The 22,566-nt window shown below is 74.6% G+C and carries 11 protein-coding genes; all 11 read right to left on the minus strand.

The window, feature by feature from the left end:
- Nucleotides 1–37 precede the first annotated feature (37 nt).
- Nucleotides 38–4,510, minus strand: a complete 4,473-nt coding sequence (locus tag ACWF41_RS10695) for an FtsK/SpoIIIE domain-containing protein (RefSeq protein ID WP_380315408.1) — start codon at nucleotides 4,508–4,510, stop codon at nucleotides 38–40.
- A gap of 59 nt (nucleotides 4,511–4,569) precedes the next feature.
- Nucleotides 4,570–4,833 carry a hypothetical protein gene (locus ACWF41_RS10700; protein WP_380315405.1) on the minus strand — a complete coding sequence of 88 codons (264 nt, stop codon included), beginning with the start codon at nucleotides 4,831–4,833 and terminating at the stop codon, nucleotides 4,570–4,572.
- Nucleotides 4,830–5,603 (minus strand): hypothetical protein, encoded by a 774-nt coding sequence (locus tag ACWF41_RS10705; RefSeq protein WP_380315402.1) that lies wholly within the window; start codon nucleotides 5,601–5,603, stop codon nucleotides 4,830–4,832. Before ACWF41_RS10705 ends, ACWF41_RS10700 begins: the two co-directional genes overlap by 4 nt.
- The gene (locus tag ACWF41_RS10710) at nucleotides 5,600–7,222 is read right to left on the minus strand and encodes a serine/threonine-protein kinase (protein ID WP_380315399.1); all 1,623 of its coding nucleotides are present in this window, start codon (nucleotides 7,220–7,222) and stop codon (nucleotides 5,600–5,602) included. The genes ACWF41_RS10705 and ACWF41_RS10710 overlap by 4 nt, the downstream gene beginning before the upstream one ends.
- Nucleotides 7,223–9,064, minus strand: coding sequence for an FHA domain-containing protein (locus ACWF41_RS10715; protein WP_380315396.1), 1,842 nt, complete (start codon nucleotides 9,062–9,064; stop codon nucleotides 7,223–7,225).
- Nucleotides 9,061–9,897, minus strand: a complete 837-nt coding sequence (locus tag ACWF41_RS10720; protein ID WP_380315393.1) for a PP2C family protein-serine/threonine phosphatase — start codon at nucleotides 9,895–9,897, stop codon at nucleotides 9,061–9,063. The genes ACWF41_RS10715 and ACWF41_RS10720 overlap by 4 nt, the downstream gene beginning before the upstream one ends.
- Nucleotides 9,894–11,438: an RDD family protein gene (locus tag ACWF41_RS10725; protein ID WP_380315390.1), complete on the minus strand. Its 1,545-nt coding sequence runs from the start codon at nucleotides 11,436–11,438 to the stop codon at nucleotides 9,894–9,896. Before ACWF41_RS10725 ends, ACWF41_RS10720 begins: the two co-directional genes overlap by 4 nt.
- A complete protein-coding gene (locus ACWF41_RS10730; protein ID WP_380315387.1) occupies nucleotides 11,435–14,008 on the minus strand; it encodes a transglutaminase-like domain-containing protein in 2,574 nt (857 codons plus the stop codon). Before ACWF41_RS10730 ends, ACWF41_RS10725 begins: the two co-directional genes overlap by 4 nt.
- Nucleotides 14,001–15,350: a DUF58 domain-containing protein gene (locus tag ACWF41_RS10735; protein WP_380315384.1), complete on the minus strand. Its 1,350-nt coding sequence runs from the start codon at nucleotides 15,348–15,350 to the stop codon at nucleotides 14,001–14,003. Before ACWF41_RS10735 ends, ACWF41_RS10730 begins: the two co-directional genes overlap by 8 nt.
- Before the next feature lie 60 nt (nucleotides 15,351–15,410).
- The gene (locus ACWF41_RS10740) at nucleotides 15,411–16,385 is read right to left on the minus strand and encodes an AAA family ATPase (RefSeq protein ID WP_380315380.1); all 975 of its coding nucleotides are present in this window, start codon (nucleotides 16,383–16,385) and stop codon (nucleotides 15,411–15,413) included.
- A 72-nt stretch (nucleotides 16,386–16,457) separates the two neighbouring features.
- Nucleotides 16,458–22,538 carry an Ig-like domain-containing protein gene (locus ACWF41_RS10745; protein WP_380315377.1) on the minus strand — a complete coding sequence of 2,027 codons (6,081 nt, stop codon included), beginning with the start codon at nucleotides 22,536–22,538 and terminating at the stop codon, nucleotides 16,458–16,460.
- Between the last annotated feature and the right edge of the window lie 28 nt (nucleotides 22,539–22,566).

The raw sequence follows: 22,566 nt of genomic DNA on the forward strand, positions 1-22,566 counted from the left end.
GATGGGGAGGACTCCCCATCGACCCGTCCGGCGCCGCTCAGTCGTCGAGCACCAGCGGCAGCTGGACCCGGGTCTGCTTGCCCCGCGCGACCCACGCGCCGCGGCCGACGGGGAACTCCCCCTTGCCCGAGCGCGGCAGGGACGTCTTGAGGATGGTGTCGCCGTCGAGGTTCTCGGGCTGCAGGATGAGCCCTCGCCGGCCGTTCTTCACCTCGCCCAGCAGCGGCCACGTCGCGGCCCAGCCCGCCGTCTCCGCCTCGGCGACGAGCAGGTGGTCGCTGCTGCGGATCGCCTTGGTCAGGTCCTGGATCGGCTTGTCCGCCGGAGACTGCAGGTACTCGTTGATGCCCTCGATCAGCACCACAATCCCCGGCTCGACGTCCTCGTCCTGGACGGCGGCGAGCAGGTCGGTGGCGAGCGCCTTGACCTTCTCCACCCCGGTGGCGACCTCGGTCCACGGCAGCTTGTCGGCGATCGCCGACCGGCCCTGGGCGAACAGGTACATCCGCGCGTCCGGGTTGGCACGCAGCACGGCCCGCGCGATCGCGACGAGCGCGTTGCTGCGCCCCGACCCGGGCGGGCCGGCGACGACCATCGTGCCCGTGGGGTCGAACGGCACCGGCCCGAGGGTGATGCCGTCGAGGCCGAGCACCGGCTGCCCGTCCACCTGCGGGGGCAGCTCGCCCGCCCCGTACTCCGTGGGAAGCACCTTGACCTCCGGCGCCGGGCGCACGCCCGCCGACAGCATCGACTGCCCCAGCTTCTCGGTCGCGGCCGCCTGCGCGGACACCGAGGTCGTGCCGCCGATGACGGCGACCTGGACCTCGAGCCCGTCGAGGAGCGCGCGCCCGTTGGGCGAGTCCGACGTGATGACGTCACGGGGCGCGTTGAACGCCAGGTAGCCGTCGTCGGTCATGCGCAGCAGCAGGTTGCGCTGCACCATCGAGCGCACGTACGTGGGCACCGCGCCCGAGCGGTCGGCGGTGAACACGACGTGCATGCCGAGGGCGCGGCCGTCGTTGAGGATGTCGCGGAAGACGTCGAACCACTCCGCGCGGCCGGCGCCCACCTCGAAGTCGTCCCGGAAGCCCGGGAACCCGTCCACCAGCAGCAGGATGCGCGGCACGTCCGCGCGCCCGGACAGCTGCCGGTACTCGGTGACGCTCGACGCCGACACGGCGGCGAACGCCTCGCCGCGGCGCTGCAGCTCGTCGCGCAGCATCCGCATGAGGCCGACGACGCGCTCCACGTCGTCGCCGCGCGCGATCGTCCCGACGTGCGGCAGCGACGACAGCATGCGCAGCGCGCCCGCCGCGAAGTCCAGCCCGTACACGTGCACCGGGCCGCCGCGCGGCGTGATGCCCGCGGCCGCCGCCAGGGTGCGCAGCGCCGTGCTCTTGCCCGCGCCGCCCGTGCCGTACACGCCCAGGTGGCCGTCGACGTCCGGCACGAAGTACACCGGTCGCTGCGCCTGCTGCTCCGGGATGTCGGCCACACCGAGCAGCAGCTCGGTGTCCGTGCGCTGGTGCAGCCGCGTGAGGTCGTACGCGTCCGCCATCGAGTCCAGCCAGGGGCGGCGGGGCGCGGGCAGGCGTCCGGCCTCGAACGCCTCGCCGACCCGCGCGACCAGGCGCTGCTGGTCGTTGGGGCCGAGGTCCATGTCCTCGTCGCCGACGGCCGACGGGTCGACGGGCTCCTCCCACCGCTCCTCGCGGCCGAAGTGCAGGCCGGCGACCTCGATCGCCGCCCGCTCCGGGGCCCGGCTGCTCCACGCGCCCGCGTACCCGGACTGGAAGGCCTGCAGGCGGCCGGGGCCGGTCTTCACCACGCCTCGGCCGGGGATGGCCGGGTCGATGTGCGCGGCGTCCTTGATGTCGACGACGTCGCTGGAGTCGGACTCGTCCGCCATGCGCAGCGCGACCCGCAGGTTCGTGTTGGCGCGCAGGTTGTCCTTGATGACGCCCGCCGGGCGCTGCGTGGCCATGATCAGGTGGATGCCGAGCGAGCGGCCGCGCTGGGCGACGTCGACGACCCCGTCGACGAACTCCGGCACGTCGCCCACCAGGGCCGCGAACTCGTCGATGACGATGACGAGCGCCGGCGGCGTCTCCGGGTCGCCCCGCTTCTCCAGCTCGAGGAGGTCCTTGACCTTCTTGCGGTTGAAGAGGTGCTCGCGGTGGTGCAGCTCCGCGCGCAGGGACGTGAGCGCCCGCAGCACCAGGTGCTGGCTGAGGTCCGTCACGAGGCCGACGCAGTGCGGCAGCTGGACGCAGTCCGCGAACGCCGACCCGCCCTTGTAGTCCACGAACAGGAACGTGACGCGGTCGGGGCTGTACTCCGCCGCCATCGCGAGCACCCACGCCTGCAGGAACTCCGACTTGCCGGCACCCGTCGTGCCGCCCACCAGGGCGTGCGGGCCCTGGGAGCGCAGGTCGAGGTGCTGGGCGTCCAGGCCGGCCGAGCCGACGATGGCGCGCAGCGAGCCGGCCCGCTTGCGCGGCACCGCCTGCGTGCGGTCGTAGACCGACAGGTTCTGCCGCCAGCGCTCCAGCACGGCGTTCGGGTCCTCGAACAGGTCGTGCCCCAGCAGCGCCGGCATCGTCACCGAGCGGGGCAGGTCGGACGAGTCGGCGACGATCGCGCCGGCGTCGAACACGGGCGCGAGCCGGCGGCCGTAGTCGAGCGCCGTCGACGCGTCGATCTCCTCGAGCTCGACGTCGTCCACCCAGCGGCCGAGGCGCACCATGCCGACGCGCGGGCCGTGCTCCCCCAGGTCCACGAACGTGCGGCAGGCCGCGGGGAGGAAGGCTGTGTCCGCGGAGATCCACAGCGGGTAGACGCCCGCGTCCGGGCCCTGCTCCGCGAGCTGCACCAGGCGCGCGCGGTCCACGTCGATGTCGTCGGAGATGACGACGACCACGGCCGGGACCGCCGATCGCGTGCCGGTGTCGGCCTTGCTGCCGCCGACCTCGGCGCCGCGCTCCAGGGCGGCGTCGTCGTCGTCGATCGCACCGCGTCGCTGGGCGCCGCCGCGCTGGGCGCGCAGCCGCGTGGTGACGAGCTCCTCGAGCTCGGCCACCAGGCGCGCCGCGCCGCTCGCGGAGTCGGCGAGGTGGTGGCCCTCGATCGGGCTCTGCGGCGACGACGTGTGCGGGATCCACGTGAGCCACTGCAGGTGCTTGGTCCACACGGGGGTGACCATGCCGGTCACGACCAGCTCCGCCGGCGAGTGCAGGCCGGTGAGCTGGAGCAGCACCGCGTTGAGGCTGCCGGCCACGGACGCGGGAGGGCCGGCGAAGCCGAGCGCGCCGGCGTCGTACAGGTTCTCCACGACGGGCACGCCGGCGATGTCCTCGTGCCGCTCGACGACGGCGTCCAGGCGGTCCTGGTACTCCTTGATCAGCGCGCCGCGCGACACCTCCTTGACGGAGTTGCGCGACGGCATCGTGCCGATGCCGAACCGCACGTTGAGGAAGCTCCAGTGCTCCGGACGGCGGGTCCACAGCATCGGCCCGTGCCGCATCGACTCCGCGAAGACGTGCTGGGTGGCGGGCGCCTCCCGCAGGCGCACCGACCGCTCCTTCTCCTCCTCGCCCGCGAGCGCGTCGCGCAGGGTGTCGAGCCGCTCCTCGAAGCGCGCGACGTCCTTCTCCTTGCGCTTCTTGTCGCGCTTGTTCCGCGTGAAGTAGTTGCCGGCCAGCATGATCGGCGACAGCGCGATGAACACCAGCGACGTCAGCCCGCGCCCCATGGCGAGCATGAACCCGCCCATGAGCAGCGGGGCGAGCATCGCGAGCAGCGGGAACGGCTGCTCCTCGGTCTCGGTCGGCACGTCCGGGGCGTCGAACTCCGAGCCCCGGTAGCGCGCCTCGACGCGCGGCGAGCGGGTGAACGGGACGGGGCCGGCCTTCGGCGCGACCCCCTGGAGCGTCTGCGGCTTGCGCCGCTCGATCGTCATCACTGTGTCGCCCACCGTGACGCGCTGGCTGCCCTCGACGCGCAGGCGCTGCACGTGGGCGCCGTCCACCAGGAGCCCGTTCGCCGAGCCCAGGTCGACGACGTCGACGACGTCCGAGACGTCGAGGCGCAGGTGCTGCTTCGACACGAGCGCGTCGCTCAGGACGACGTCGCACCCCGGCGCACGGCCCAGCACCCAGCTGCCCTCGGGCAGGTCGATCGCGCTGCCGTCCGCGAACCGCAGGGTGGCGCGCACGTCGCGGGAGGTCTGGTAGTCGAAGCCCGGGCGGTCGAGGTCGACGATCGCGACCTCCGCGCCCGAGCCGATCCACGCCTCGCCGAGCGCGGCGTCGGCCGGCAGCCGCACGGGCCGGTCCTGCCCGGGCAGGCGGGCCTCCAGCGTGCGCCGCCGGTGGTCCACCTCCCCCGTGCCGGACGGGTCGACGCGGGCGATCGTCGAGGCGACCTCCCCGATCGTCGCGCCCGCGTCCGCGGTGACGACGACGTCGTCGTGCGTGGTGTCGGGGCGCCGGAGCGTCACCTTGACGCGCATCGCTCTCCTCGGTTCGTTCGGTCAGGTTCTGCCGGAGGGGCCGGCGGGCAGGTCGGGGGTCAGCCGCCCCGGCCACGGCGTGCGACCGCGTAGACGAGCGCCGCGACCACCGCACCGGCGGCCGCCCCGAACAGGACGGCGCGCCAGGTGGCCGGGTCGGTGACCTCGCGGCCCAGCGCCCGGTAGAAGTCGAGCGGCACGCCGGTGCCCACGCCGTCGCGCAGCACGCCCACGGCCACCACGACGACGAACACGATGGCAGCGCCCCCGATCGCCGTCACGACGACCATCTGCCACGGCTCGGGCCGCTTGCCGCCGGTCACGCGGTCTCCTTGGGGGCGGGGTCCTTGGGGGCGGTGTGCTTGGGGGCGGGGTCCTTCAGGTCGGGGTCGCGGGGATCGGCGTCGTCCGGCAGGTCCAGCAGCGGCAGGTCGTCCGCCGTCACCAGCCGGGACGCCACCGCGTACTCGACGAGGCGCGCGCGCCGGTTGGTCGCGAGCCCGCCCGAGCCGCCGCGCAGTCCCTTCACGCCCACCCGGTCGAGCTTCTCGCACACGTTGTCGAGCTTGCGGTTGAACCGCGTCGTGGTCCACCCGAGGCGCGCGGCGGCCTCCGCGGACGACGGGATCTCCGACAGGCCGGTGCCGTCGCGCTTGAGCATCGGCTCGCACAGGGAGACCACGAGCTGGCGCTGGCTGACCGTGAACGGGATCATCCCGATCGTCGTCGCCCCGCCCTCGGGCTCCTCGGAGCGGATCTCCGCGTACGGCGCGGGGTTGAGGGCCGCGAGCAGCTCGTAGGTGGTGGGCCCGGCGGTGAAGACGATCGACGTGTTCGGGAAGACGATCGGCAGCGACGTGCCCGGCGAGAGCCAGGACTGCACGCCGCCCGCCGCGTCGCTCACGGTGGCCGACAGCCGGTTGCCGACGTTGCCCAGCCACCACAACCCCGAGGCGTGGGTGAGCTGCAGGAACCGCCGGTGCAGGTACGGGTTGTCGTCCAGCTCGAGGTCGCCCTCCCGGCCGATCTCGAACACCGCCTCCGGGTCGGGCCGGAACCACTCCCCCGCGAACTCCACCGCCAGGTCGCTCATCCCACGCACACCCCCTGCGGCTGGACCGAGAACGCGCCGTTGCGCACGATGATGACCTCGACGCAGGTCTCGCCGGACTTCGCCTTCGGCACGGTGACGGTCGGCTCCGTCACCTCCTGGTAGTGAGCCTCGCCCAGGGCCTTGGCCTCGCGCCACCCGTAGGCGTCGCCGTCCTTCGGGTCCGGGTTGGTCCAGGTGAAGACGACCTTGTCGCCCTTCACCTTCCCCTTCAGGTCGGTGACCGACGGCACCAGGCCGCCCAGGTTGTCGTCGGGCGGGCCCACGTCGTCACCCTGCCCCGTGACGACGGGCGTGGCGTCGTCGTCGGGGGTCGTGGCGTCCGGCCACAGCACGACGGCGAGCGTCACGACCAGCGCGGTCACCAGGACGGCCAGCCCCACCACCAGACCGACGACGACGCCGCTCCGGCGGGGGGCGGGCGCCTCGGCGGGGGTGCCCGGCGCGTCGACGGTCGCGGGCGCCGCGGGCGCCATCGAACGGTGCACCGTGTCGCCGAGGTCGTCGGCCAGCGTGGGCGCCGTGCCGGTGACCGTCGACGAGGTCGGGGCCGGGACCGAGGCGGCCCAGGCGGGGCGCGGCGGGGCGGAGGTGCCCGTCGTCGCGAGCGCGGCGGCCGCCGCGGCCGGGCCGCGCGGGTCGACCGACACGACCTCGCGCAGCCGCGTGCCGACCTCGTCCTCGTCGGCCGGGGCGTCACCGCCGCCGTCGTCGTCGCGGACCTGGCCCCGGTCGTCCAGGAGGTCGATCGGCGTGACGGCGAAGGACAGCTCGGTCTGCACGGCCTGCAGGGCGCGGGCGAACGCGAGGGCGGTCGGGTACCGCGCCTCGGGGTTCTTCGCCATCGCCGTGCTCAGCACGCGCTCGAGCGACGGGGGCACGTCGTTGCGGCCGGTGGGCTGCAGCGGCGCCGACTCGATGCGCGCCACGAGGTCCGCGCTGGAGTTCGACCCGCCCGGCACCTCGAACGGCGTGCGCGAGGCCAGCAGCGAGTAGGTGGTCGCGGCGAGGCCCCACACGTCCGTGCCCACGCCCGTGCGCGGCGGCTCCGCGAACGACTCCGGCGGCGACCACGGGATCGACATGCCCTCCGCGCGGCCGGCGTCGTCCAGCGTGGACGAGATGCCGAAGTCGGTCAGCGCGGGGTGCCCGTACTCGGTGACGAGGATGTTCGCCGGCTTGATGTCGCGGTGCAGGATGCCGGCGCGGTGCGACGTCTCCACGGCACCCGCGACCTGCACGGCGATGCGCAGCACGTCGGGCACGCTGAGCCGCTCGCTGCGGTAGCGCGCGCCCAGGTTGGGCCGCGAGCAGAACTCCATCGCGAGGAACGGGCGCCCGTCGGAGGCCACGTCGGCCTCGTACATCGTGACGATCGACGGGTGCGTGGACAGCGTGGCCATCAGGTCGGCCTCGGCCTCGAAGGCCTCACGCTGCCCCTCGTTGGTCCACTCGTGCAGCAGGACCTTCACGGCCACCCGGCGCCGCGGTCGGCGCTGCTGGTAGAGGAAGACGTCCGAGAACCCGCCCGACCCGATGAGGGAGACGTACTCGAACCCCTCGATCTCCGGCGGCGGTGACGGTGGACGCTTGCGGCTCACTCAGAGGATCCCTTCGAAGGTCAACGTCACGCCGTCACCCAGGTCGACGACGTCGCGCGAGACGACCATGACCGGCTCGCCCGGGTGCAGCCGCAGCGGCGGCTGCCCGGAGCGCAGCAGCGTGGTGCCGTTCGTCGTGCTCATGTCGCTGACCAGCACGTGCCAGCCCTCGAGGCGCACCTCGACGTGGGAGCGGGAGATGTCCTGCTGCGGGCTCGGGACGGTGACCAGGCGCGGCAGGTCGTCCCCGGAGGACCGCGGCGAGCGCGGCTTGCGCCCGACGACGACCGGTCGGTCGAGCGTGACCCGCGGCCCGCCGGACACGCCCATCGTGCCGAGCGGAGGCCGCGGCACCTGTCGGGCCTCCCCCACGAGCGACTGCCCGCACGTGGCGCAGTCGTCGCGCTGCGGCGGGTTCGGGTGCCCGGCCGTGCAGGCCCGCGCCAGGATCGTGGGGCGCCCCGGCACCGGCGCGGCCGCGAACGACGGCCCCGGGGGCACCGGCCCGCCGGCCACGGGTGCCTCGGGAGTGCTCGGCGCCTCCGGCGCCGGCGCCGCGGCCCGCAGGTCCGCGATGGCGGAGGACAGCACCGTGCTGCCGTCGATCTCGTCGGCACCGGAGCCGGGACCGTCGTCGGCCGCCGGCACCGCCGGCGCGCTGGGCACGGGCGAGCTGGGCACGGGCGAGCTGGGCACCGGGGCCGCCGGCACGGGCGCGGCGGGGACGGGCCCCGACGGGCCGGGCGCCGGGGCGGGTGCCGCCTCGGGCGCCGGAGCCGCGGGGACGGCGGAGACGGGGACGCCGGAGACGATCGCGGACGGCGTCTCGGACGCCGACGCGGCGTCGGGCTCCCCCTCCTCCTCGTCCTCCCCCGGGGGGCGGACAGCGGCGGCCTCGACGGACGAGTGCACCGTCGAGCCCCACAGGTGCCCGTAGCCGGTGGTCTCCTCCAGCGGCGGCCCGTCGTCGGCCGCGGCGCCGGGGGTGTCGTCCGCCCCCGGCGCGGCGTCGTCCGAAGTCGCGCCGTCGGAGCGTCCGTCGTCGGTGGGTCGGTCGTCGGGGGACGCGCCGTCGGCGTCCGCGTCGTCCGCGGCGTCCGGGACGACCGTCAGGCTGGGCACCATCGTGGCCTCCGGCGCGATGGTCGCCTCGGCGACCGGCACGGCGACCGGCACCGCGTCCTGCGCGACGGGGGCCGGCGACGCGGCGGGCCGGGGCGGCACCGGGGCGGCGGCCGGCGACGGCACCGCCGAGCCGTGCACGAGGGGCGACGGCGTGGCGCGGTCGGCAGGCGCGGCGTCGGCGGGCGCGTCCTCGCTCGGCCCGTCGTCCTCCCAGGGCTCGCGCACGCGCTCCGGGTGCCGCACCGGGGCCGTCGGCAGGGCGTCGCCCGTCAGCCGCGCGCCGACCGACGTCACCAGGGTGACGCCCGCGTCGAGCGGGAGGGCGCGGGCGTCCACCAGGTGCGACGGCTCGGCCACGCCCACCTGCACGGACAGGTCCACCACGTCGTCGAACGTGCGCTCGGCCCAGGTGGTCACCCCGTCACCGGACACGTGCTCGCGCCCGCCCTCGCGGTCGATCGTCACGGACGTCGCGCCGCGGCTGGCGACCTGCACCCGCCGCCCGTCGACGACCGCGATCGCGAACGGCGGCAGCGACGCGAGGCTCGCGCCGAACGACCCGGTGAGCACCTCCAGCACCGGGACGACCCCACCGCCGTCGGCGAGCGCGGTCCACAGCTCGTCGACCAGCTCCGGCGTCACCTTCTCCGGCAGCACCACCACGGCACCACCTCGGACCACGGCGTACGCCGGGCCGATCACGTAGCGCACGGTCACGTCATGGCCCCCTTCCACGGCGACCGCCGGGGCACCGTGTCCTCGTCGTCATCGTGGCCGGCGCGCCCGTCCCTCGGCGCCGTGCTCTCCAGGGCCTCCGTCAGCCCTGTGGCGTCCACCACGATGACGGTGATGTTATCCCGGCCGCCCGCGACGAGCGCCTCGCGGACCAGCCGCTCGGCGGCGACCTGCGGGTCGGCCTCGACGAGCAGCACCTCGGCCACCCGCCGGTCGGTCAGCTCCGCGGTCAGCCCGTCGGAGCACACGAGCATCCGGTCCCCCGGGTGCACGGGCAGGAACCAGAAGTCCGGCTCGGGGTCGTCGGGCGCGCCGAGCGCCCGCGTCACGACGTGCCGGCGCGGGTACGTCAGCGCCTGCTCCGGCGTGAGCCGGCCGGCGTCGACGAGCTCCTGGACCTCCGAGTGGTCCACGCTCACCTGCTCCAGCACGCCGTTCGCGCTGCGGTAGGTGCGGGAGTCGCCCATGTTGACCACCAGCCAGTACGGCTCGCCGCCCTGCTCGGTGAGCACCACCCCGGCGAGCGTCGTGCCGGCGCCGCGGCCGGGCGCGGTCTCGATCGCCCGGACGGCGTCGTGCGCGGCGCGCACGCGGCCCCGCACGGCGTCCACCCCGACGACGTCCGCGTCCCCGAGCGGCGTGAGCGCCTCGACGGCCGCGGCGCTCGCCACCTCCCCGGCGTCGTGGCCGCCCATGCCGTCGGCGACGAAGAACACCGAACCGCCGGCGAGGTACGAGTCCTCGTTGAGCTTGCGGCGGGCACCCTGGTGCGTCGCCGCGCCCCAGAGCAGCCCGAGGCTGACGGGAACGGTCATGCGCCGGCGTCCTGCCCGACGACGATCAGGCGCCGCGCGCCCGCCTGCACGACCCAGCCCGCGCCCACCGTGACCGGACGGCCGGCGGCGAGCTCCTGCACCACGCCGGACGGGTCGATCACCGCGCTGCCGTTGGTGCTGCCGAGGTCCGTGACCTGCAGCCCCTGGGCGGACGGCACGAGCTCGAGGTGCGTCTTGGAGACCGAGCGCGTCGGGTCGTCGACGCGCAGCAGCGTCGCTGGGCCGCCGCCGTCCTGCTGCGGCGCGCGGCCCAGGAGCGTGCGGGTCGCGACGTGCACGCGACGGTCCGGGTCCACCTCGACGACGATCCGCGGCGGGGCGCTGCCGTCGCCCGCGCTGCGCCGCGACGACACGCTGAACCGCGTCGCCTCGAGGTCCTCGAGGTCGTCCGCCGCCAGGTCGGGCTGGGCGGCGGGCTGCTGCTGGACGGGCTGGGCGGCCGGCTGCTGGACCGGCTGCGCCGCCGGGACGGGCGTCGCCGCCGTGGGCGCGACCGGGGCGGCCGGCGCGGGTGCCGGCTCGGGTGTCTGGGCGGTGGCCGGCGTCGCGGGCGTGCCCGCCGCGGAGCGGTGCACCGTGTGCGCCTCGATGCCGGACAGGCCGGCGCCGGCCGTGCCCGCCGGCGCGGAGCCCGACCCCGGCACGCCGGTGATCACGCCGCCGGCGGGACCCTGCTCGCGCCCCTCGCCCGCGGGGAAGGCCCACGGGTCGGGAGCGGGCGCGCCGGCCGGCGCCGCGCTCCCCGGGTTCGAGGGCGAGGCCGGAGCGAAGCTGCGCGGCGGCGCGTTGCGCACGTCGCGGACCAGGCTGCGGGCGGCCTTGTCCTGCCAGCCCTGGCGCCGGCCCGACGCGTCGAACGTGGGCGAGACGAGGACCAGGACCGTGCCGACCAGCGGCAGGACGCCGCACAGCGCCAGGACGAGCCAGCGCAGCAGCCCGCGCCCCGCGCCGATCGGGCCGCCGTGGTCGGCGGAGACCGTGCGGATCCCGAGCAGGCTGTTGCCGACCGTGCGGCCGGCGAGGCCGTCCCACAGGGCCAGGCCGACCCAGCCGAGGAGGCTCACGACGCCGACGACGGCGTACACGACGATGGCCGCGCTCAGGACCTCCTGCGCGGCGGCCTTCTGGCCCATCGAGGTGGTCGCCGCGGCAGCGTCCGCAAAACGCGCGGGCAGCCGGACCGCGATCGCGACCCCCGCCGCGACGACGCCCGACAGCACGGACAGCGCCAGCAGGTCGAGCACGTACGCAGCGGCCCGACGGCCCACGCCCGCCAGGGGCGGCTCCGCGGGCCCGCCCGAGGCGGCCGCGGGCGCACTGGCGGCGGCCGCCACCATCCCCGCGGGCGCCCGGCGCGTGCGCTCACGCAGCTCGGGCTCCGTCGTGACCTCCAGGCTGCCCGTCGGGGGCCCCGACGCCGCCGGGGTGCGGTACGCGGTCGCCACCGTGGGCGTCCCGCACACGGAGCAGAACGCACCCCTCTGCTCGCTGGCACCGCACGCGGTGCACGTCGTCGTCATCGATCCTCCTGCCGCCGGGCGCGCTCCTTGCGGCGACGCGCGCGCGCCATCCTGTCATGCACGGGGCGGACGACGGCCCGCCCGGCCCGGGCGAACGCCCTCGGCACCGCGGCGACCCAGCCGCGCAGCACCGCGGACAGCGGCGGCGCGTCGGCGCCGCGCACCGAGCGCAGCGACAGCCGCGCCGCGACGCGGCGGCCCCACGGCACCCCGGCCCGCATCTCGTCGACCGCCCGGTCGACGTCGGCCCAGTACTGCGCCACCTCCTCGTCGGTGGGCGTGCCCGCCCCGAAGACCGAGGCGTCCGCGCGGTGCGCGAGCAGCGTCGTGCCCGACGTCGACTCCGGCAGCTTCTCCGCCAGCAGGCGCGCGCCCTCGCGGCGCGTGGCCGCGCGGGGCACGCCGGCGCCGAGGTCGGTCGCGACGTCGACCACCTCGCGCCAGCCGCCGCTGACCCGGTCCGCGACCACGGGGGCCGTGCGGCGGCCCCGGCGCCGGCGGCGCTTGAAGCCGAGGATCAGCAGCAGCGGCAGCGCGACGATCGCGAGCGGGACGGCCACCGTGACCGCGATCATCATGACCTGGCGCCAGTCGATCGCGGACTGGTCGTCGTCCTTGTCGTCCTCCTCGACGTCGCCGGCCTCGGCCTGCGGCGGCTCCTCCGGCGACTCGGGGGTCTCGAGGACCGGCGGCTTCGGCACCTGCTTGGAGCGCGGCAGCGGCTCGACCTTGTTGTCCTCGTCGGGGATGACGTCGAACGGCACCCAGCCGTACCCCTCGAACGGCACCTCGACCCAGGCGTGCACGTCCTCGCCCGTGACGACGTACGGCTCGCCCGCCTTGAAGGTGTCCTTCTCCGGGTAGAAGCCCATGACGACGCGGGCCGGCACGCCGGCCTGCTGCGCCATCAGGGCGAACGCGACGGCGAACTGCTCGTCGTCGCCCACCATCTCGTCCTGCGCGAGCAGCGCGTCGATGCGCGCGGCCGAGTGGCCCGGGCGCGACGCCGGCTGGTTCTCCAGACCGCTCGAGTACACGCCGGTGGCCTTGAGGGTGTCGCGGATGTTGGTGAGCCGCTCGAACGGGTCCGTCGCGTCGGCCGCGAACTGCGCCGACTTCGCCGGGACCGCGTCCGCGACGTCCTGCGGCTTGGGGAGCGCGACCTGCTCGATCGGGGTGGACGCGAGCGTCTTCTCGTCCGGCGGCGCCGCCACGACGGCGTCGATCTCGTAGCCGTCGCCGGGGCGCAGGCCCGCGGTGGTCAGCGCCGTGCCCGACGTCGCGTTGTAGTAGGTGCCGGCCGCGAGCTCGGCAGCGCGGTCGCCCGTGAACCGGATGCCGCCGAGCTGGCCGACGTCGGGCACCCACACGCCCGTGTAGCCGAGCACGGAGACGTCGACCGGCGTGCGCGTGCCCGCCGCGACCGTGTCCACGACCTCGCCCGCACGGTTGAACACGCCGGTGGTGCGGCCGCTGGACGCGTCGTAGACCGTGCCGGCGTAGGTGTCGAGGGTCGCGAGCCGCACGCGGCCGCCCTCGGGCATGCCGGTGACGCTGAACAGCTCGGTGTCCGCCAGGTCCTTCGTGTAGTGCCGGAAGCCGACCAGCGGGCTCGTGTACTGGTGCAGGTCGAGCGGCGGCGTGATCATCTCGCGCAGCGCCACGCGCTCGCCCTGGGCCACCTGCGGCGCCACGACCACGGCGGCCACGCCGCCGAGCGCGAGCAGCACCGCGCCGCCGCGCACCCGCTGCCCGCGCAGGCGGCGGGTGGCGGAGCGGCTCGCGTCGGACAGGAGGCGGTTGGCGCCCATGCGGGTCTCCGCCGCGCGCCACGACGCCCACAGCAGACCGATCACGGCGACCACGAGGCCCTGCGCCAGCGGGTAGGCCGGCAGGATCGTGCCCAGCAGGCCGACCCCGGCCAGGGCGACCACGACGGGCAGCAGCGCCCAGGCCGCGCGGCGGGAGCGCCACGCGATCGTGCCCGCCAGCACCGCGGCGAGGTACAGCAGCAGGTACGGCACCACCGCGAGGTCGGGGAACGACGCGATCGGCGGCACCGTCGTGACGAACGCCTTCCAGCCGTGCACCGCGCCGACCGCGAGCTCCTGCAGCGTCGCCAGCGACGGCACGACGCCCGCGATCGCCGTGCCGGGCAGCGCGAGCACGCCGCCGAACAGGAAGTACGCGAGCACGGTCGCGCCGCTCGTGAGCAGCACCGACCAGCGCAGCCACGCGCCGAGCCACGCGACGAGCAGGCCGAGCACGGCCCCGCCCACCGCCGGCACCAGGTACCCGGTGGTGCCCCAGGCGGGGGCGAAGCCGACCGCGACCACGCCGAGCAGCGCGAGCAGCACGACGCCGTCCACCGCGCCGGCGGCCGTCACGGCCCGCCGGCGGTCGTCCCGGCCGGCCGCGTTGCGGGTGGTCCCGGCGCGCACCGACGTGCGCGAGGTGCCCCCGGTGCGCGACGTGCCGCCCGTGTGCCCCGTGGTGCCCGTGTGCCCCGTGGGACCGGCGTGCGAGGTCCGGTCGTCCGGATCCTCGGCGGGGGCGTAACCCTCAGTCATTCATCCTCCGCAGCGCGTTCGGCAGGTCGGACAGCTCGCCGAGCGTGAGCACCTGCATGTCGGCCACCCGGCCCCGGCTCACCTTGGCCCCCGGGACGCACTGCATCGCCACGAGGCGGGCGTCGACGGGAAGGCGCACGGCGGCGGCACGCAGGTCGGTCGGGGTCACCTTGCTGCCCACGACCACCGCGACGACCGACGCGTCGGTCACCGTCGCGGACGCGACGCGCGCCACCTCCGCGAGGCTGGTGCGGGCGGGCTGGAGCTCGAGGCGGGTCAGGTCGTCCAGCAGGCGCGTGCGGTGGTCGCCCCGCACCCGGCCCCGCTGGACCAGCACGGTCAGGCCGCCGTCCTCGCGGATGGCCTGCAGGCCCAGGGACCCGCACACCGACACCGCGAGCTCGAACTCCTCCGGGTCGGCGTAGTCCTCCTCCCGCGTGGAGAGGATGACGGCGAGGCGCGAGCGACGGGTCTCCTCGAACTGCCGCACCATGAGCTGGCCCGTGCGGGCCGTGGACTTCCAGTGGATGTGCCGGCGGTCGTCACCCGGCACGTAGTCCCGCAGCGCGTGGAACGACACGTCCGAGTCGGAGATGTCGGGGGTGATCCGGCCCTCCAGGTCGTGCAGCAGGCCCGTCGACGAGCCCGACAGCGGCAGCGTGCGCGGGTGCACGAACAGCTCCTCGGGCTCCGTCCACGTCAGCTCGCGGCGCAGCAGCCCGAGCGGGTCGGCGCGCACGGAGCGCACCGGGCCCAGGGGGATCACCGCGCGGCGGTGCGTCGGGACGGCGAAGATCTCCTCGTGCTCGGCGTCCGCGCGCAGGCGCGGCACCGGGAACGTGGCGATGCCCTGCCCCACCTGCAGCTCCATGACCGCCGGCAGCATGGTGCGCGACGAGCCGTTGCGCACCAGCAGGCGGCCGACGGCCCGGTCCCCCACGACCACGCGGCGCGACGCGACGTCGAGCGTCACGTCGTAGCGCAGGCGCCCGAGGACGAACACGACCGCGCCGATCAGCGCCACCGTCACGGTCACCGCGACGACGGCCCACTCCTCCCAGCTCAGCACGACGCCGGCCCACCACGCCGCCGCGGTGAGCACGAGGACGGCCCACCCGAAGGGCGAGACGACGCCCAGGACGGGGGTCGTGCGCGCCCAGGCGCGGGCCGCGACGGAGCGGATCCCTGCGGCGGCGGTCGCGCTCGCGGCGCGCACCGACGCGGCGACGCGGCGCGAGGCGCGGCGGCGCTCCTTCGGCGCGGCCGGGGCGTCCTGCTCCGGGGTCGAGAGGGCGTCCTGCGCGGCAGGCGCGTCCGTCTCCCGTTCGGTGGTCGTCGTCATGGGGTTCTCCCCTGGTTCCTCACTGTCGGACCGGGCGGGCGGTCAGGCCGAGGCCTGCCGTCAGGCCGAGCGGCGCTCCTGCGGGGCGGGCACGTCGCTGAGCAGGCGGTCGATCGTGCCGGCCGCCGTGGCGCCGCCGAACTCCGCCTCGGAGTCGAGGACCAGGCGGTGCGCCCACACGGGCTGCAGCAGGTCCTTCACGTCGTCGGGCAGCACGTAGTTGCGCCCGTGCGCCGCCGCCCACACCTTCATGCAGCGCACCAGCGCGAGGGCGCCTCGCACGGACACGCCGACGTGCACGTCGGCCGCCGCGCGCGACTCCTCCGCCAGGCGCGAGACGTACTCGAGCACGGCCGGGTCGACGTGCGTGGCCGCGGCGAGGTTCGCCATCTCCACCACGGCCTGGCCGGTGATGACGGGCTGCAGGCCCGCGCTGCGGTCGCGCACCGCCGAGCCGGCGAGGATCTCCACCGTGGAGGTGAGGTCCGGGTAGCCGATCGACGTCTTCATGAGGAAGCGGTCCAGCTGGGCCTCCGGCAGGCGGTAGGTCCCGGCCTGCTCGATGGGGTTCTGCGTCGCGACCACCATGAACGGGCTGCCCGCGGCGTGCGTGACGCCGTCGACGGTGACCTGCCCCTCCTCCATGACCTCCAGCAGCGCCGACTGCGTCTTCGGCGAGGCACGGTTGATCTCGTCCGCGAGGACGATGTTCGCGAAGATCGGGCCCTTGTGGAACTCGAACGTGCCCGTCTTCTGGTCGTAGATCGTCACGCCCGTGACGTCCGACGGCAGCAGGTCCGGCGTGAACTGGATGCGGTGGTTCGTGCCCTGGACGCTCGCCGCCATCGCGCGGGCGAGCATCGTCTTGCCCGTGCCCGGCGCGTCCTCCAGCAGCAGGTGGCCCTCGGCCAGCATGCACGTCAGCGCCAGCCGGATCTGGTCCTCCTTGCCCAGCACCGCCTGCGCGACGTTCCCGACGATGCGGTCGAACGTCTGCGCGAACCACGTCGCCTGCTCGGGGGTCATCGTGCTCATCGGTTCATCTCTCCTGGTCGTCCGTCTGGGTCGTGCGTCGGATGTCGGAACAGTGCTCGGTAGGGAAGGAGGTCACCAGGGCCAGTTCGTGCGGACCGACCAGTTGGTGTTGCCGTTCACGGTGACCCACACCTGCGCGTTGAACGAGCGGCCGAGCGTGCACCACAGGTCGGCGCCACCGTTCGGGCCCAGGGTCACCGTGTAGGTCCGGTCCGAGACGAGCCCGTCGTAGGTGGACCAGCACTGCAGGTTGTACGTGCCCGCCGGGAAGTCCCCGTTGGTGTTGACGTGGAACCGGTGGCACACGGACGTGTTGGTGCAGCCCGGCGTGCTGTAGGCGGGGCCCGCGCTGACAGAGATCTGCGGGTTGGGCGGCGGCGGCGCGGTCGTGCTCCCGCTGGCAGAGGCGGAGGTCGAGCCTGCGCCGTTCGTCGCCGTGACCGTCACGCCGTACGACTTGTTCCCCGACGTGTAGCTCGGCGAGCCGCTCACGTCGATCCGGCCCGTCGATGTGCCCGTCTTCGTGCCGTCGGACCCGGTGAGGGTCCACTTGAGCGTGCCGGTGTCGCCGTGCCACGAGCTGGGGCCGGAGACCGTGAAGTACCCGTCCGTCGCCCCCGACTGGGTCCACGTCACGGTCGGCACCGACGGCTTGGCATACACCTTGACCGAGCCGCTCTTCGCGCTGAGGCCGGACGTGCCGCCCGCGTTGGTCGCCGTGACCTGGAAGGAGTAGGTCTGCCCCTCGGTCAGGCCGGTGACCGACGTGCTCGTGCCCGACACCGAGGTCGCGCGGGCCCCGTTCGCGTACACCGTGTAGCTGGTCACCGGCGAGCCGTTCGCGTCGGCCGCGTTCCAGCTCACGACCGGCACGCCGTTGTTGTCCACGACCTTGACCCCGGTCGGGGCCTCCGGCCGGCCGTACGGCACGACGGCGTTCGACGCCGGGCTGGACGCGCCCTTCCCGGCCTTGTTCTCCGGCACCACCGTGAACGTGTACTTCGACTCGTTGTCGAGGCCCGTCGCCGGGTAGCTGGTCGAGGTGGTGGTCTCGGTCTTCACGGCCGACCCGTTCTTGAGGGTCGTCACGTGGTAGGTGATCGCGGCGTCGCCGTTGGCGTTCGGGGCGCTCCACGACACGTCGATCCGGCCCCCGAGGACGTCGTCGACACGCCTGGCGGACGGCGCCGTCTGGTCCAGCGGCACGCCGGCGGGGATCTCCTCCGCCGAGGGCGCGCCCCAGTCGGACGGGTCGGGTGCCTCGTTCACGGCCTGGACCGTGACCGTGTAGGCGTTGCCGTTGGTCAGCCCCTCCCACGTGTAGCTCTGCCCCGTCACGCAGGCGACGTCCGCGATGCCGCTCGCGGGCGCGGGCGAGATCCGCAGGTTGACGCACTTGATGGGCGAACGGTCGGTGTAGGTCGCGTTGACCCACGTCACGTCGATCTTCTTGTCGCCGAACGCCAGGGTCGGCGCCGCCGGCGGGTCCGGCTTCTCGTCCGGGCGGGCCTCGGCGGAGGCCGGGGACGCCGGGGAGTCGCCCACCTCGTTGGTGGCCACCACCGTGAAGGTGTACTTCACGTTGTTGGTCAGCCCCTCCAACGTGCAGGTGGTCGTGGCGCAGTCGAACGTGTCGCCGTGGTTCGACGTCACCGTGTACCCGGTGATGTCCGCGCCGTTGTTGAGGGGCGGCGTCCACGACAGCACGACCGTCTCCGAGCGCACCTCCTCGACGACCGGCGTCGCCGGTGCCTCGGGCACGCCCAGCACGGTGACGGTGATGCGGCCCTCGACGATGCGGTCGGCGTCCTTCGTCGCGTCCTGGATGCGGTAGGTCGCGACGAGCGTGCCGACGAAGTCGCCGTCCGGCGTCACGACGACCTGGTCGCCGTCCACCACGGCCTCGCCCGCACCCGTCTGCACGCCGCTCCCGATGACCTCCAGGCCCTTCGGGTCGAACGGGTCGATGTCGTTGGCCAGCACGGGGACCGCGACGGCCTTGCCCTGGTGGGCGCCCTCGACCGTGTCGGGGGTCGCCTTCGGGAGCGGGCGCGTGGACGCGACCACCGTGGCGGTGAGCGTGCCCTCGACGGCCGCGTTCTCGCCGTCGTTCACGGTGAACGGGATCGTCAGGCTGGTGCCCTTGGCGACGTCCGCGTCCGCCTGCAGCGTCACCACGGATCCCGTGAGCGAGGCAGAGACGCCAGCGGGCGCGCCACCGAGGGAGAAGCTCAGCTCGTCCTGGTCCGGGTCGGTGGCGAAGCGCGCGAGGTCGACCGTGCTCTCCTCACCGGCCGCGACCTGACCGGTCGGGGAGCCCGGCTCGGGCGGCAGGTTCTCCGGCGGGAGCACCGTGATCGGCACCTGGACCATCGCGGTGTGCGCGTCGTCCTCGGGGCCGTCGCCCAGCCCGTCGGTGACCAGCACGCCCACGGCGGCGGGGCCGACGTAGTCCTCGTCGGAGGTGTAGACGAGCCGCTGCTTGTCCTTGACCACGACGGAGCCGGCCACCGCGCTCGCGCTGCCGGAGTCGGCGATCGCGACCTTGCCGCCCTCGGCGACGACGACGGCGTCCCCGAGGTTCACCGTGAGCGGCTCGCCCGACTTCACCTTGAGGGGCGAGAAGTTCGGCTTGAGCATGGGCGCGGGGCCCTCGGGCTCGTCCTGGTCGTCCGCGCTCGGCTTCTTCGACGCCGGGACCTGGATGAACGCCTTGCCCTGGAGGCCGTCCTGGTCCGTCACCGTGTAGGTGAGGATCTGGGGCTGGGGCAGGAGCCGCACGGCGACGTCGCCGTCGGCACCGACGGTCGCGGTGTCACCGCCGACCTCGACCTTCAGCTCGCTCGCCGCGCCGTCCGGGTCCTCGTCGTTGTCGAGCACCTTGACGGTGACCGACGACTGGTCGGGCTTGACGTCGCCCGGCATCACGATGTCGTCGCGCGCGATCGGCGCGAGCAGCGGGGCGTCCTCGGAGACCTCGAGCGTCACCGCGCCCATCGCCCGGGCGCCCCAGGTGTCCTCGATCGCGTAGTAGAAGCCGTAGGAGCCCTCGTCGTCCGGGGTCCGCACGAGGACGCGGTCGCCCTCGACCTTCGGCGCGAGCGGCTCCTTGGCCTCCAGCGCCCCCGGCACGAGGCCGAACTGGTCCCCGTCGGGGTCGGAGTCGTTGCGCAGCGCGGGCACGACGACGTTGCGGCCCGGCCGCGCGGTGACGACGTCGTCCTCCGCGAGCGGCGGGTGGTTCGTGGTGGGCGGCGGCGCGATGCCGATGCGGACGGTGCCCTCGGCCTTCTCGCCCCGCGCGTCCACCACGGCGTACGTCAGCGCGTCCTGGCCGGTGACGCCGCGGGTGGCCTTGAAGTCGATGTACCGCCCGTCGACGACCTCGGCGATGCCCTTGACCGGCGGCTGCACGAGGTTGACGAGCTGGACGGAGTCGCCGTCCGGGTCGATGCCGTCGAGCGGCACCTGCACGCGCACGGTGCCCCCGGACACGACGCGCGCCTGGGCGTCCGGCGGGACCGGCGGGCGGTTCTCCTTGCCGTCGCGCACGTGGATCGTGACCTGGGCGGAGTCCTCCTGCCCGTTCTCGTCCGTCACGGTGTAGATGACGTACGCCGTGGTGGCCTTCGTGCCGGCGCGGAAGCGCAGCACGCCCTCGGAGACGAACGCCTCGCCCTGCTCGGGCTTCACGGTCTGCACCAGCTCGTCGTCGAGGGTGAGCTCGAGGCCGTCGGGGTGCGTGTCGTTGTCGAGCACGTCGACGTTCGCGTAGTCGTTCACGTGCACCGTGACCTCGTCGGCCGTGGCGCTCGGGGGCTGCAGGCGCGCGGGGGCCGGGACCGGCAGCACCCGGACCTGGCCCTCCGCGGTGCCCGTCCCGTTGGACACCGTGTAGGTCAGGGTGATCGGCTCCGCGATGCGGCGGCTCTCCGTGACGCGGAGCATCTGGTGCCCCAGCACCGCCACGGCGACGCCCGCGTCCTCCGGCACGTCCACCGACTGCACGACGAGCACGCCGCCCGCCGGGTCGCTGTCGTTCGCCAGCACGTCCACCAGCGTGGACCCGCCCGCCGGGAGCAGGGCGGTGTCCGCCACGACCACCGGGTCGCCCGTCGCGTCCTGCGGGTCCACCACGTCGACGCGCACCACGCCCGTGGTCGGCGCCTGGCCGCTGCCGTCGGTGACCTGGTAGAGCACGTCGTACGACTTCGGGTCCTGCGCCAGGAACGTGAAGGTGCCGGCCTCGTAGTTCGGGGTGATCTTGGCCGGGGCGGCCTCGCTGACGTTGGACAGCCGCAGGTCGTCCCCGTTCGGGTCGGAGTCGTTCTTCAGCGGCTCCACCGTGACCGGCTGGCCCGCGGTGACGACGACGTGGTCGCCCACCGCGACGGGCGGCTTCTGCGTCGCGCCGACGACGTCGACCCACAGGGTGCCCTCGGCGCTCTTGCCCTGGCCGTCGTTGACGGTCAGCGCGACCTTCTTGCGGCCCGTCGTCTTGCCGTCGTCACGGAACTCGACGGTGCCGTCCGGGGAGGTGCGCACCTCGTCGCCCTTCACCGCGGACGACGCGGTGCCGAGCAGCAGGTCGTCGCCGTCCGGGTCGCGGAAGTACGACAGCACCCGGATCTCGCCCTTGCCGCCCTGCGGCACGGTGAGCACGGGCTCGCCCCTCTGCTCCGGCGCCTCGTTCTCGCTCCACGGCACCACGCGCAGGCTGACGTCCGCCTCGGCGTGCCCGCCGCGGCCGTCCGTCACCACGTACGGGAAGTGCACCGTGCCGGTGGCACCCTCGGGGACGACCGCCTGCAGCGCCGCGCCACCGAGCACCTCCTGCACCGTCATCCCCTCGGGCTGGTCGCCCGCGAGGCTCGCGGTGATGACGTCGCCGTCGGGGTCGAGGTCGTTGTTCAGGACGTCGAGCACGGTGGCCCGGCCGGGACGGACGCCGAACTTGTCGTCCTTCGCGATCGGCGGGTCCTGCTTCTCCCGGTCGACGATGCTCTGGTCGACCATCTCCGGGGTGTCGTCGTCGGCGTTCGGGTCGTCGCCGTCGCCCTCCTCGGGGAGCTGGACGTCCCAGTCGTCGACCTTCTCGTACTCGTCCATCGCCATCCACAGCGTGCCGGCGCTGAGGTCGTTGAGGACGACGTTGTTCCGGTTCACCCGGTAGGCCAGGCGGGTGTCCTGGTCGATGCCCTCGAGCACCTGGTCGACGTCGCGGTCCGTGCCCTCGCAGTCCCGGGCGATCTGCCCTGTGCCGGACCAGGCGCCGTAGAGGCAGCCGCCGAGCTGCACGGGCTGGGCCGGCGTGCCCGACGCCTTGCGCTGGGTGGCCGCGCCGCCGCCCAGCGGCTGCAGCACCAGGGCGTCGGTGGTGGCGTAGGCGACGGAGGCGGACGGCACCCCCGGCAGCTGGAGCTGCGCGCCCTGCGCGTCGGGGACGTCCACGAGGTCGCCGCCGGGCAGACGGAGCTTCTCGCGGGTGCGGTCCAGCACGACCAGGTCGTCGCCCACGGTCGTGAGGACGACGTCGTCGCCCTCGGAGGTCAGGCCGTCCAGCTTCGTGGTGCGCGGGTCCTTGCCCGGCTCCAGCGTCCACAGGACGTCGCGGGCGGGCACCACCGCGTAGACGATGCCCGTCTCGGACACCACGGCACGCGCGGCGCCGTCGAGGTCCGCGGTCGGCTTCGCCTTGGTGGTGTCGAGGGCGCCGAACTTCTCGACGCTGGTGACCCACAGGGATCCGGACTCGTCGTCGACGACGGCGACGCGGCCGCCGCCCATCGCGGTCCGGGCACCCGCCGGGACGCCGGTGCTGGAGGCGAACTTCAGCCGGGCGGGGTCCACGACGTTGCCCGTGCTCGAGCCGCCGTCGCTCACCAGCACCTGGCTCGCCTGCTGGTCCACGTCGAACGACGAACTGCCGGCGAGCATCGTGCCGTCCAGCGAGCGGGCCTCGGTGTTGAAGCGGCCCACCAGGCCGGAGGACTCGTTGGTGACCCACACCCCGGAGTCGTCCAGGTCCACGTCGGCCGTGGCCTCGCCCTGGTACAGCACGGCGGCGGCGACGACGCCGCCGGTCAGCGCGAGGACCACCGTGGTCGAGATCGACGCACGACGGTCGGCGCGCAGGCGCGAGAGCAGGCTCACAGATCCCCCGGGAGGTGTGGGCGCCGGC

This window comes from Isoptericola sp. NPDC055063 (genome assembly GCF_053608125.1).